The 12,609-nt window shown below is 72.6% G+C and carries 11 protein-coding genes; all 11 read right to left on the reverse strand.

Annotated elements, in window-relative coordinates; all coding sequences use genetic code 11:
- Nucleotides 1–77: 77 nt before the first annotated feature.
- Nucleotides 78–1,178 carry a glycosyltransferase family 87 protein gene (locus CLV37_RS19105; protein WP_106213386.1) on the reverse strand — a complete coding sequence of 367 codons (1,101 nt, stop codon included), beginning with the start codon at nt 1,176–1,178 and terminating at the stop codon, nt 78–80.
- A complete protein-coding gene (locus CLV37_RS19110; RefSeq protein WP_170127368.1) occupies nt 1,165–1,593 on the reverse strand; it encodes a GtrA family protein in 429 nt (142 codons plus the stop codon). Before CLV37_RS19110 ends, CLV37_RS19105 begins: the two co-directional genes overlap by 14 nt.
- Complete coding sequence (locus tag CLV37_RS19115; protein ID WP_106213518.1) at nt 1,590–2,429, reverse strand: decaprenyl-phosphate phosphoribosyltransferase; 840 nt, start codon at nt 2,427–2,429, stop codon at nt 1,590–1,592. The genes CLV37_RS19110 and CLV37_RS19115 overlap by 4 nt, the downstream gene beginning before the upstream one ends.
- A gap of 47 nt (nt 2,430–2,476) precedes the next feature.
- A complete protein-coding gene (locus CLV37_RS19120) occupies nt 2,477–2,998 on the reverse strand; it encodes a phosphatase PAP2 family protein (RefSeq protein WP_211298775.1) in 522 nt (173 codons plus the stop codon).
- Nucleotides 2,995–4,551, reverse strand: a complete 1,557-nt coding sequence (locus CLV37_RS19125; protein WP_146149494.1) for a DUF4175 domain-containing protein — start codon at nt 4,549–4,551, stop codon at nt 2,995–2,997. The genes CLV37_RS19120 and CLV37_RS19125 overlap by 4 nt, the downstream gene beginning before the upstream one ends.
- 8 nt (nt 4,552–4,559) lie before the next feature.
- On the reverse strand, nt 4,560–5,315 hold the full coding sequence (locus CLV37_RS19130) for an ABC transporter ATP-binding protein (protein WP_106213392.1): 756 nt from the start codon (nt 5,313–5,315) through the stop codon (nt 4,560–4,562).
- Nucleotides 5,315–6,202: an ABC transporter permease gene (locus CLV37_RS19135; protein ID WP_245885487.1), complete on the reverse strand. Its 888-nt coding sequence runs from the start codon at nt 6,200–6,202 to the stop codon at nt 5,315–5,317. Before CLV37_RS19135 ends, CLV37_RS19130 begins: the two co-directional genes overlap by 1 nt.
- Nucleotides 6,203–6,204: 2 nt before the next feature.
- Nucleotides 6,205–8,229, reverse strand: coding sequence for a glycosyltransferase (locus CLV37_RS19140; RefSeq protein WP_106213394.1), 2,025 nt, complete (start codon nt 8,227–8,229; stop codon nt 6,205–6,207).
- The gene (gene glf / locus CLV37_RS19145) at nt 8,226–9,413 is read right to left on the reverse strand and encodes a UDP-galactopyranose mutase (RefSeq protein WP_106213396.1); all 1,188 of its coding nucleotides are present in this window, start codon (nt 9,411–9,413) and stop codon (nt 8,226–8,228) included. Before glf ends, CLV37_RS19140 begins: the two co-directional genes overlap by 4 nt.
- Nucleotides 9,414–9,516: 103 nt before the next feature.
- The gene (locus CLV37_RS19150; RefSeq protein ID WP_106213398.1) at nt 9,517–10,716 is read right to left on the reverse strand and encodes an acyltransferase family protein; all 1,200 of its coding nucleotides are present in this window, start codon (nt 10,714–10,716) and stop codon (nt 9,517–9,519) included.
- Nucleotides 10,713–12,593, reverse strand: coding sequence for a glycosyltransferase (locus tag CLV37_RS19155; protein ID WP_106213524.1), 1,881 nt, complete (start codon nt 12,591–12,593; stop codon nt 10,713–10,715). Before CLV37_RS19155 ends, CLV37_RS19150 begins: the two co-directional genes overlap by 4 nt.
- Between the last annotated feature and the right edge of the window lie 16 nt (nt 12,594–12,609).

Raw genomic sequence — 12,609 nt, forward strand, 5'->3', positions numbered from 1 at the left:
AACGATGTTCTGAGGGCCCGAAGTGTGCCTCGCGCGGGGAGGGGTGCGCTGGTGGTCCACCCGCGCGAGGGGAACCGTCAGGCCGGGACCTCGCGGGCGCGCCGCGGCAGCGCCAGCAGCACCACGAGCACGAGCAGCGACACCGGCCGGGTCTCGGCGGCGGCCACGCCCCAGTGCAGCACGGGCAACAGCCACGGGACGGCCGCCAGCGCCACGAGCGGGCGGAACCGCCCCCACGCGAACAGCGCGACGGCGGCGATCGGGGCGGCCAGCGCGTGGTGCGACCACGTCACGGGCGAGACGAGGCAGGTCACGAGCGAGACGAGCAGCCCGTACCGCAGCCGGTCCTGCCGTTCGAGCCAGTCGCAGCGCCACGCCACGAAGACCACCAGCAGCACCAGCGGGACGGACAGGACCGTGGCCGGCCAGGTCGGCAGCCCGGCGTGCGCGAACGCCCCCGCGAGGGAGTTGTTCGTCGTGGTGCCCGGCGCGGCGACGCGCGCGGAGTCCCACAGCAGGGACCCGAAGTAGGAGGCCGCCGAGCGCGGCGCGACGAGGACCCCGACGAGCGTGGCCGCGGCCCCGACGACGGCGACGGCCGAGGCGAACCACCACCGCGCGCGCCGGTTGACGACCGCGGCGACGACGAGCGCGGGCGTCACCTTCACGGCGCCGGACAACCCGGCGAGCACCGCTCCCCCGCGCCCGCCGTACAGGCAGCCGACGACGAGGCCGACGACGACGAGGGGGCTGACCTGCCCCAGCACGAGCGCCTCGCGGAACGGGTCGCTGAGGGCGACGAACGCGACGCCGAGCCCGCCGAGGAGCCCGCCGGCCGCCCCCACCGCGCGGGTGACCCGGAGCATCGCCCACACCGTGACGGCGACGAGCACCGCGTCCCACACGACGAGGTCCACCGCGGCGGGCAGCAGCACGAGCGGCAGGAACAGCACGGCCGCGAACGGGGGGTAGACGAACCAGTGGCCGCGGTAGGTCTCGCGCAGGTAGACGTCGCGGCCGGCGAGCAGGTCGCGCGCCCCGTCGCGGTAGACGGCGAGGTCGTAGCCGCGCTGCCAGGCCTCCTGCCCGAGCCCGCTGAGGACGAGCGCGACGGCCAGCGCGACCCCGAGGGCCGCGGGCACCCAGAACCCGGCGGTGAGGGGCCTAGGGCTGCGCACGGGCGGGGAAGACGAACGTCCGGAAGGTGTAGAAGCGGAACACCATGGCGATCGCCATCCCGACGACGTTGCCGGAGACGTTGTCCGCCAGCACCGACGTCCAGCCGAACCCGTAGTGGGTGATCGCCAGGCACAGCAGCTGCAACCCGGCGGCGATCGCGGAGAACAGGAAGAACATCGCGTACTCGCGCCCGGGGTGCTCGCTGCGCCGGTCGCGCCAGGTGTAGTACCGCGACCCGAGGAAGGCGATGAAGATCGCGACGACGCTGGAGACGACCTTCGACCAGACCGACCCGACCCCGGCGAACAGCAGGACGTTGAACACCAGCAGGTCCGCCAGGTAGGCGATGCCGCCGGAGACGAGGAAGCGGACGACCTCGCCGAAGCGGTGGTGCTGGGTGACGGCCCGGATCACAGCCACACCGCCAGCAGCAGCGAGGCGCACCAGGCGAGGGCGAGGACCAGCAGCACGCGGTCGTGCAGCGCGATCTCCTCGGGTTCCTCGGCGTTGCCCTTGTCCACGTCGATGGCGTAGCGCAGCACGGCCAGGACGAACGGGACGACGGTGAGGGTGGCCAGGTGCGTCCCGGACTGCGGCACGAGGACCTCGATGGCCCACAGCGCGTACGAGGTGACGACGACGGTCGCGGCCAGCGTCCACACGAACCGCAGGTACGTCGTCGTGTACTTCTGCACGACGCGGCGCACGGGTTCACCCGTGAGCTCCCCGCGGCGCGCCTCGCCGTAGCGCTTGCCGGCGGCCATGAACAGCGACCCGAACGCGGTGGTCAGCAGGAACCACCCGGACAGCGGGATGTCCCCGGCCGTGCCCCCGGCGAGCATGCGCAGCAGGAACCCCGACGCGACGCAGGCCAGTTCCAGGACGGGTTCGTGCTTGAGCCCGAAGCAGTAGGTGAGCTGGATCGCGAAGTAGACGGCGAGGACGACCCCCAGCATGGGCTGCCACACGAGGCCCCCGCCGACGGCGACGACGGCCAGCACCACCGCGAGGACGACCGCGGTGCGCACCGGCAGCTCCCCGGCCGCGATGGGCCGGAACTTCTTGCGCGGGTGCGCCCGGTCGGCCTCCACGTCCTTGGCGTCGTTGACGAGGTAGATCGCGCTGGAGACGAGGCAGAACAGGACGAACGCGACGCCGACCCCGGTGAGGGTGTCGAGCCCGACCTGCGCGCCGGCGGGGAACACCGGCGCCAGGACGAGGACGTTCTTCACCCACTGCCGGGGGCGCATGGCCCGCAGCCAGGCGGGCAGCACCGACGTCGGCCGTTCGGTCACCGTCACGCCGCGATCCGCCGCGCGACGGCCCCGACCACGACGGGGGTCGCCGCCCCGAGCAGCGCACCGGCGGCCACGTCCGTGGGGTAGTGGACCCCCAGGACCAGGCGCGAGGCCATCATCGCCGGCACCAGCGGCCAGGTCGGCACAGGCAGCAGCGGCGCGAAGGCGACCGCGGCGGCCGTCGTGGACGTCGCGTGCGAACTGGGCATGCTCCAGCGGCTGGGGGTCCCGACGCGGACCTGGACGTGGTGGTCCAGGGGCCGGTGCCGGCGGGCGACGCGCTTGAGGACGACGGAGGCGCCGTGCGCAGCGACGACCGAGGCGGTCGCCACGGCCCACTGCCGCCGCCGGCGGCGGTCCACCAGGAACCCCACCGCGCCGATCCCGATCCACGCCGCGGCGTGCTCGCCCGCGTGCGACAGACCCGTCGCCACGCCGACGGCGCCGGGAAGGGCGACCTTCTCCTGGACGGCGCGCAGGACCGCCAGGTCCAGCTCCGCCACCCGTTGCACTGCGTTCACAGACCACCCGCCGGGAGCAGGACGATGTCGGACAGGGGCATGTCCCACGTCGTCGTGACCGGCCACGTGGGCAGGCCGCGCGCCGCGGGGGGTTCGGTGCCGCGGTCGAAGCGGAACAGGTCCCCCGCGACGGGCACCGGGGCGGCGCCGGCGTCGCGGTGGGTGAAGTTCCACTCCAGCAGCCGCTTGCCGAGCGGGGAGGCCTCGGACTCGACCTGGTCGATCATCGGCTGCACGCGGGCGGGGTCGCCGAAGTAGTCCACGACGCAGTCGCACACGTAGGCGAGGTGGCCGACCTCCCCCGGCGACGTGACGCGCTGCGGGCCGCCGCGCTCGCGCAGCACCTGCTGCACGCCGAGGGCGACCTGCGTGTACTGCGACGGCTCGGCCCAGTTGGTCTGGATGGGCGCGATGCGCCACGGCGTGCCCGCGCGCAGGTCGACGCCCGCGCTGGCCACGAGGACGACGACGGCCGCGAGCCCGGCGCCGAGGCCGACGGGCCGGACCTCGACGCTGCGGAAGAGCACCCCGAGGGCGGCCACGGCCGTGAACGTCGACAGCGCGACGAGGACGGCGTAGTACCAGTGGTAGGGCGGCACGCCGAGGGCGGACAGCGCGACGTAGTGCGCGAGGCCCGCGATCCCGGTGACGAGCCACGGCCACAGCCGCGGCGCCCCCTCGTCCCGCGCCCGCCGGCCCGTCCACGCGAAGGCGGCCAGCACGCACCAGCCGATGCCGCCGAGCACGACGGGCAGGAACGCCAGGACGGCCGTGAGGCCGTACACCTCGACGTACATCTGCGCGCCGTTGGTGACGTCGTACTGCTCCCAGGACTTCTGCAGCGTCTTGATGACGACGGTGTCCGGGACGGCCGAGCCGAGCACGAACCAGCTCCACGCCATCCACGGCAGCACGACGACGAGGGCCGCCGGGACGGCCACCCACACCCGGCGCAGGATCGCGGGGGTCAGGAGCGTGACGACGGCGATGACGACCCCGGCGTCCATGCGGGTCAGGAACACCGCCCCGGCGACGAGGCCGAACGGCAGCGCCCGGCCCTGCACCGCCGTCAGCAGCAGCAGCGACAGCAGCAGGACGAGGAAGGCCGACTCCAGCCCGACGGAGCTCAGCAGCAGCGGGTTGACCCCGACCGCCACGGCCGCGACGGGACCCGTCCACGCGGGCAGCCGCGTGCGGCGGGCCGTCGCGGTCAGGGACAGCGTGAGGGCGACGGCGACGAGGACGTGCAGGATCCCGAGCGCCACGACGGGCCGGCGCACGACGAACGTCACCGCGCCCAGCAGCAGGACCCACAGCGGGGACGTCGCGGTGTTCGACTGCACGTCCGACAGCAGGCCCCACGTCCCGTGCAGCGCGAGGTTCCGCGCGTAGGCGAGGGTGATGTAGGCGTCGTCGACGAGCGCGGTCCGCAGCAGCGCGAACGTCGCGGCGGCCAGCACGCCGACGCCGAGGGCGGGCACGAGGGCGCCGACGCGCGAGACGGGCCGGCCGGAGCGGACCGCCCGCACCTCGTCCGTCGCAGGGGTGCTCACGCCGCTGCTCACCCCTCGCCGCGCATCCGGGCCACGACCCGCTCGGCGGTGTCGTCGGCGACGATGCGGCCCTGCTCGAGCAGCACCCCGCGCGTGCAGAGGTTGGCGACCATGCTCAGGTCGTGGCTGACGATGACGAGGGTGCGGCCCTCGGCGCGCAGCTCCTCGATGCGGGCCAGGCACTTCTTCTGGAACGGTTCGTCACCGACGGAGAGGATCTCGTCGATGAGGAAGACCTCGGGGTCGGTGTGCACGGCGACGGCGAACGCCAGCCGCAGGAACATGCCCGAGGAGTAGAACTTCACCTCGGTGTCGATGAACCGCTCGATCTCGCTGAACGCGACGATGTCGTCGAAGCGCGCGGTGATCGTCGCCTCGTCCATCCCGAGGATGGCGCCGTTGAGGAACACGTTCTCGCGCCCGGTCAGGTCGGGGTGGAAGCCCGCGCCGACCTCGATGAGCCCGGCGATGCGGCCGCGGACGCCGATGGTGCCCTCGTCGGGGCGCATGACCCCGGAGATGAGCTTGAGCAGCGTCGACTTGCCGGACCCGTTGAACCCCAGCAGGGCCAGGGACTCGCCCTGCTGGACGGTCAGGTCGATGCCGTGCAGCGCCCGGAACGTGTCCGAGATCGGCCGCTTGCGGATCTTCGCCATCGCCAGCTCCTTGAGGGAGCGGTTGTGGCGCAGGGTGAAGTCCTTCACGAGGCCACGGACCTCGATGGCGGTCGTGGTGGTCGCCTTGGACACGTCGGTCACGGTCATCACAGCTCCTGCGCGAAACGGCCCTCGATGCGGCGGAACACCCACTGCCCCGCCGCGAGCAGCGCGAGGGCGATGAGCAGCCCCCACAGCCCCGACCACAGCAGGTGCGGCGGCAGCGGCGGCGGGACCGCCGCGGCGCGCACGTCGCCGGTCGGGTACCAGAAGGCCCAGTGGAACAGCTCGACGGCCGCGGTGACGGGGTTCAGCTGGTACAGCGTCATGAACCACGACCCCGGCCCGCCGACGGCGTCGGCCACCTTCTGCCAGTCGTACAGGACCGGGGAGGTCCACGTGACGATCATCAGCAGGAGGTCGACGATGTTCTCGAAGTCGCGGTACAGCACGTTGATCGCGCCGAACAGCAGCCCGAGCCCCACCGCCAGGACCGCCACGACCGCGAAGCCGAGCAGACCGGCGAGGATCTGCACGGGCCCGGGCCGCCAGCCGGTGACGACGCACGCCAGCAGCAGGACGATCAGCTGGGGCAGGAAGTGGATCGCGGCCACCCACGCCGAGGACACCGAGAACAGCTCGCGCGGCAGGAAGATCTTCTTGATGAGCGGTGCGTTGCCCACGACCGAGCGCGTCGCGTTGCCGAACGCCTCGGTGTAGAAGTTGATGACGACGATGCCGGAGAACAGGTAGACCGCGAAGTTCGGGACGCTCTGGTTGAGCTTGAGGAACTCGCCCATCGCGAAGTAGAAGACGGCGAACTGCACGCCCGGCTTCACGTAGGACCAGAGCAGGCCCATGACGGACCCGCGGTAGCGGACCCGCATCTCCTTGCGGACCAGGAGCTTGAGCAGGTACCGGTACCGGACGACGTCCAGCAGCCCCGAGCCGTGGCCCGGGGCTACCAGCGGAGCAGTCGTGGCGGAGGTGGCCACCGTCAGTCCTTCTCCCCCGCGCTCGCGGTGTGCGGGGCGCTCAGGTCGACGCCGAAGGTGTCCGCCCACGCCTGCATGGACGTGATCTCCGGCAGCGCGGCCTTGTACGCGGCGCGCAGCTGCGGCCACGACGTGAGCATCCGGCGGTGCAGGTCGGCGGACTCGGCCAGCAGCGAGCGGAACTTCTTCGCGTCGCGGCGGTACCAGACCGCGCCCTTGCCGTCGGCCATGGACACGACCGCGGAGTCGTACAGGGACAGCTCCCACCACTTGCCCTCGGCGGCGGCCAGCGTCGCGTCGGGACGTTCGGTGGCCTCGGGCTTGACCGGCCGCAGCTGGCGCAGGGCGGCCTGCGCGGCCCACGGCAGCAGGGTGGCCTTCTTCGGCGGCTTCGGCTCCTTGCCCTTGTGCGCGGGCTTGCCGCGCTTGGGGATCGGGAACGCGTCGGGCTCGGCCTGGACCTGCGCGTCGGGGTGCTCGGCGCGCGCGGCCCGGATCGCCGGCAGGGTGCTGGCCAGGGTCCGGTGCAGGTGCGCGGGCCCCTCGAGCAGGTCGCTCAGCGCCCGGTTGCGCAGGGTCTGCGCGTAGTACTGCATCGAGATGAGGTGCTTGACGTCGGTGTAGCTGCTCTCGCGGAACAGCCGGCCACCGCGCTCGTACGGCGAGTACAGCAGGGCCACCAGGAAGCGGTTGCGCTCGTGGTAGTACGCCTGCCAGTCGATCGTGTCGTCCTTGTCGTTCCACGACACGTGCCACACGCAGGCCCCGGGCAGCGACACGGTGGAGTACCCGTGCTCCATGGCCCGCAGCCCGTACTCGGCGTCGTCCCACTTGATGAAGGCCGGCAGCGCGAGGCCGATCTCCTGGACGATCTCGACGGGGATGAGGCACATCCACCAGCCGTTGTAGTCGGTGTCGACCCGGCGGTGCATCCACGGCGTCTGGCGCAGGTTCGAGGCCGCCAGGTTGTGGCCGTGGTACAGGCCGCGGGCCGGGCCCCAGAAGAACCGGTAGAGGTTCACCGACTCGCCGAGGGTGTGCAGGACCGAGCGGTCGTACATGTCGAACATGTGCCCGCCGACGAGGGTGGGCTTGCGGCAGGCGTCGCCGAACTGCACGGCCCGCACGATGCCCTCGGGCTCGATGTTCACGTCGTCGTCCAGGAGCAGGACGTACTTGCTGCGCTCGCCGCGCACGGCCTCGAACATGCCACGCGCGAACCCGCCGGAGCCGCCGAGGTTGGCCTGCTCGATGACCCGCAGCTTCGAGCCCAGGAGGGCGGCGACCTCGTCGAACCCCTCCTGCTCGCGCAGGAGCTGGGTGCCCTGGTCGACGATGACGATCTCGTCGAGGACCTCGAGCACCGAGGCGTCGGCGGCGAGCGCGTTGAGCGTCTTGACGCAGTAGTCGGGCCGGTTCATCGTCGTGACGCCGATGGAGGCCTTGCCGGCCGGGGCGTCGGCGACGGGCGCGCTCCACGCGGCCTCGACGAGGGTGAGCGGCTCCGAGCCGCCCGAGACGTCGATCCAGTACCAGCCGCCGTCGGCGAACGGCGCGAGGGTCAGCTCCTCGGACAGCGTCGCCTCGCCCTCCACGCGCCACGACGTGACGCGCTGGCGCGCACCGCGGGCGTTGGACTTGAACAGCGTGACGGTCCCCGAGCCGGTGAACGTGCCGTCGAAGCGGATCTCCTCGGCGCGGGTCCACTTGCGCCAGTAGCTGGCGGGGAAGGCGTTGAAGTACGACCCGAGCGAGTAGCGCTTGCCGGAGGGGACGGTGAGGCTGCGGCGGTTGCCGGCGGCCTCGGTGTCGGACTCGGCGACACCGGCGCCCACGAACTCCATGCTGTCGGACTCGGCCGAGGCGTAGCCCTCGGACTGCGAGAAGTCGACGTACAGCGGCAGGACGTCGATGTCGGCCTTGGACGGGAAGACGATGCGGTGCACCTCGCGCCACACGCCGTCGTCCGGGGCCAGGCCCGCGGAGCCCTCGAGCTGCAGGTCGCTGCCGTGCGTCACCGTAGTCATGCGTCCACCCCACCGGCCACGAGGGCCGCGCCGTCCTTGAAGTGCGGCGTCAGCTTGTTGTCCACCATCGACAGCGCCGCACCGATCGCCATGTGCATGTCGAGGTACTTGTAGGTGCCCAGCCGGCCCCCGAACAGGACCCCGGCCTCGCGCGAGGCGAGGTCGCGGTAGGCCAGCAGCTTGGCCCGGTCCTCGGGGGTGTTCACCGGGTAGTAGGGCTCGTCGCCCGCGACCGCGAAGCGGGAGAACTCCCGCATGATCACGGTCTTGTCCTTCGGGTAGTCCCGCTCGGGGTGGAAGTGCCGGAACTCGTGGATCCGGGTGTACGGCACGTCCTCGTCGGCGTAGTTCATGACCGGCGCGCCCTGGAAGTCCCCCACGGGCAGGACCTCCTGCTCGAAGTCGAGCGTGCGCCAGGACAGCTCGCCCTCGGCGTTGCCGAAGTAGGTGTCGACCGGGCCGGTGTAGACGACCGGGACGTTGCCCTCGACGTTGCCCTTGCGGACCTGCTGCGCGGGGTCGAAGAAGTCGGTGTTGAGCCGGACCTCGATGTTCGGGTGGTCCGCCAGGCGCTCCAGCCACGCGGTGTACCCGTCGACGGGCAGGCCCTCGTAGGTGTCGTTGAAGTACCGGTTGTCGTAGTTGTACCGGACGGGCAGGCGCGTGACGGTGGCCCCGGGCAGGTTCTTCGGGTCCGTCTGCCACTGCTTGGCGGTGTAGCCCTTGAAGAACGCCTCGTACAGGGGGCGCCCGATGAGGGAGATCGCCTTGTCCTCGAAGTTCTCGGCGGCCGCCGTGTCGATCTCGCCGGCCTGCTCGGCGACGAGGGCGCGGGCGGCGTCGGGACCGAGGGCCTTGCCGAAGTACTGGTTGATCGTGTGCAGGTTGACCGGCATCGAGTAGACGCCGCCCTGGTAGGTCGAGAACACGCGGTGCACGTAGGGCGTGAACTTCGTGAACCGGTTGACGTGGTCCCACACCCGCTGGTTGGAGGTGTGGAACAGGTGCGCGCCGTAGCGGTGCACCTCGATGCCGGTCTCCGGTTCGGCCTCGGAGTAGGCGTTGCCGCCGATGTGGTGGCGGCGGTCGATGACGAGGACCTTCAGGCCCAGGTCCTCCGCGCACTGGCGGGCGACGGTGAGCCCGAAGAAGCCCGATCCGACGACGACGAGGTCTGCGTTCACTGCTCGGTCACCCTCGTTCGCTCCGTCTCCGCGTGTGTCGTCTGGGCAGCACTGTGCTCGGGCATGGTGGCGTCAGCGTAGCCGTCCCGCGCGCCGCGCCCGGTCACCGACGCGGGACGGGTCGCGCCAGGCTCACGCGCCGCAGGCGGCGGCGGGCGGGTTCCTCGACGAACCTCCACAGGACCCACCCGAGCCCGATCGCGACGATCGGCAGGTTGGGCACGAGGAAGCTCGTCCACGGACCGCCCGGCGCGATCTGCGGGACGGTCTTCTGGAAGGTCCAGAAGATCTCGTAGACCGGCACGTGCACGAGGTAGACGCTGTACGAGATCCGGCCGCCGAGCACGACCGCGGGCCGGGACAGGAACGCCGACGGGCCGCGGTCGGTGAGCGCGAGCGCCCCCACGAGCAGGGGGAAGAGGACGGCGACGACGGCGAAGCGGTCGTAGGGCCGGCCCGCGGCCCACCCGACGACGAGCACCGACTCCACGACGAGCAACCACGCGACGCGCGGGGCCCACAGCGCGGCCCGTTGCGCCGAGACGGGCCCGGCCTGCAGCTTGCGCACCGCCAGGCACACGAGGGCCCCGGCGCCGAAGCACGTGAAGATCCGCTCCAGCCAGGAGTAGTCCCAGTAGATGACGCCCGTCTGGTAGCTGCGCAGCGCGGCCGGGGCCATGAGCGCGACGGCCCCCAGCAACAGGAACCACCACGGCAGCCGCCGCAGCCGGTGCAGCACCAGCGCGAGCACGGGGAAGGCGACGTAGGCGGCCATCTCCGCCGAGACCGACCAGGTGGCGCCGACGAAGCTGGCCCCGTCGAAGTCGGGGCGGTGCCACAGCTGGACCAGCAGGAGCTGCTCGACCCACGCGGTCCAGCGCAGCGAGGGCTGCACGCCCTGGTAGGCGTAGAACGCGGGGTCGACGCTGCGCCGCCACAGCAGCCAGAACCCGAAGAGGACCACGACGACGGCGTAGGCGGGCCAGACGCGGCAGACGCGGGCCCACCAGAACCGCCACCACCCCGACAGCGAGGGCCGCCGGCCCAGCTTGTCGAGGTAGGTCAGCGTGATGACGAAGCCGGAGATCACGTAGAAGAGGTCGACGCCGAGGTGGCCGGAGTCGGTGACCGGGGTCAGGAACGCCCGCACGCGCTGCCAGTCGGGCAGGGGGGTGAACTTCCAGTGGAAGAGCAGGACCCAGACCGCGGCGACGATGCGCAGCCCGGTGATGGAGCGGACCTCGGGCAGGCGCTGGGCGGCCCGGGTGTCGGCGGGGGGTTGCGTGTCGGTGACGGCGGTCACCGCCCACCTCCTCTGGCGATGAGCGCCCGGTAGGCGATCGTGCGGACGCGCGTGGGGACGAAGCGGTAGCCGCCGCGGACGGCGACGTTGCGGACGGCCTGCGCGGGGGTCGTGAACCCCTCACGGCGCAGGTGCCGCTGCAGGGTGAGCTCGGAGCGGAACAGCCGCAGGCCCCCGCGCCGGGCGTAGGACCCGGCGTCGGGGCTGGCTCCCACGCGGTACTTCACGAGCGGTTCGGGCAGGTTCTGCACGCGGGCGCCGGCGGCGATCATGCGCGCGAACAGCCAGTAGTCCTCCATGAGGTCCAGGTCGCGGTAGCCGCCGGCGGCGGCGACGGCGCTGCGCCGGTAGACGACCGTGGGGTGGTTGAAGGGGTCGTGGAACCGGGCGTACCGGGCGATCTCGGCCGCCCCCGTGGGCGGGACGCGGCGCCCCACGACGTCGTCCTCGTGGGCGCCGATCTCCAGCAGCCCGGCCCCGACGAGGTCGGCGCCGGCGGCGATCAGCGGCAGCTGGCGGGCGAAGCGGTCGGGCAGGCTCACGTCGTCGGCGTCCATGCGGGCCACGACGTCGAAGGTGCAGTGCCTCAGCCCCTCCTCCAGGGCGCGGGCGAGACCGACGTTGACGGGCAGGGCCAGGACGCGCACCCCGTCGGTGCCGTCGAGCGCGTCGAGGGACTTCTGCAGGTCGGCCGGGACGGGGCCGTCGCGCACGACGAGGACCTCGTCGGGGCGCAGCGTCTGGTCGGTGGTCACGCTGGCGACGGCCCGCCGCAGCTGCTCGGCGTCGTCGCGCGCCCACACGGGCAGCAGCACGGAGAACCGCGGCGACCCGCGGTGATCGAGGACCAGATCACCGCGATCGAGGACTGGTTCGTCCTTGATCGCTGCCGGGGATCCCTCGATCGCGGGGGTGAGGGGGCGGCCGGCGGCGAGCTCGACGGCGCGCACGTCCTCGGACACCTCGCCGAGGTCGCGCAGCACGTGCGCGGTGGGCTCGGGACGGCCCACCCCCTGCCGCAGCCCGTCCACCAGGCCCCTGACCAGCACGTCCCGGCGCTGCGAGCGCGCGATGGTGCGGCCCCAGCGGCGCAGCGTGGCCCCGCCGTAGAGGGCGGCGTCGCGGGCGCCGAGAGGACGCGAGCGCGTGAACGTCCACAGCTTGTTGCGCACCTCCAGGACGAACCGCTCCCCCGGGTCGGCGTCGCTGGACCCGAACGTCTTCGTGCGGTGCTCGACGACGCTGGCCGGGCAGGAGACCCCGCGGCGGGTGCGCAGCAGGCGCGTCGTGTACTCGAAGTCGTCGTTCCAGAGGAAGAACGCGGCCTCGGGCAGGCCCTCGGCGCGCACGGCGGCGGCGTCCAGGAGCACGGCGACGAAGCTGGCCGAGCGGATCGGCACGCACCCGGCGGCGCGGGCGTCCTCGCGCTCGGCGGCCGAGGTCCCGGGGCGTTCGCGCGGGGTGTTCATGGGGTGCTCGCGCCCGTCGGTCCACACGACCCGGCTGGCCACGACGGCGGACCCCGTCTCGCGCCGGGCCCGCAGCGAGGCCTCCAGGGCGCCGGGGCGGGGGACGGTGTCGTCGTCCATGAGCCAGACGGCGTCGGCGCCGTGCCGGTGCACGGCGCGGGCCAGGCCCGCGGCGAACCCCCCGGCGCCGCCGGTGTTGCGGGGCAGCACGACGAGGTCGACGGGCAGGTCGTCCCGGCGCGCCCACTCCCGCACCGCCTCGGCGGACCCGTCGGAGCTGGCGTTGTCGACGACGACGACGAGGTCGGGGCGGCGGGTCTGCGCAGCGAGGCCGTCCAGGCCGGCGAGCAGCAGGTCACGCCGGTCCCAGGCGACGACGACGGCGATCACCCGCGGTTCGGAAGGCACCGCCACAGGGTGCCAG

It is taken from the genome of Kineococcus rhizosphaerae, assembly GCF_003002055.1.
Classification (GTDB): domain Bacteria; phylum Actinomycetota; class Actinomycetes; order Actinomycetales; family Kineococcaceae; genus Kineococcus; species Kineococcus rhizosphaerae.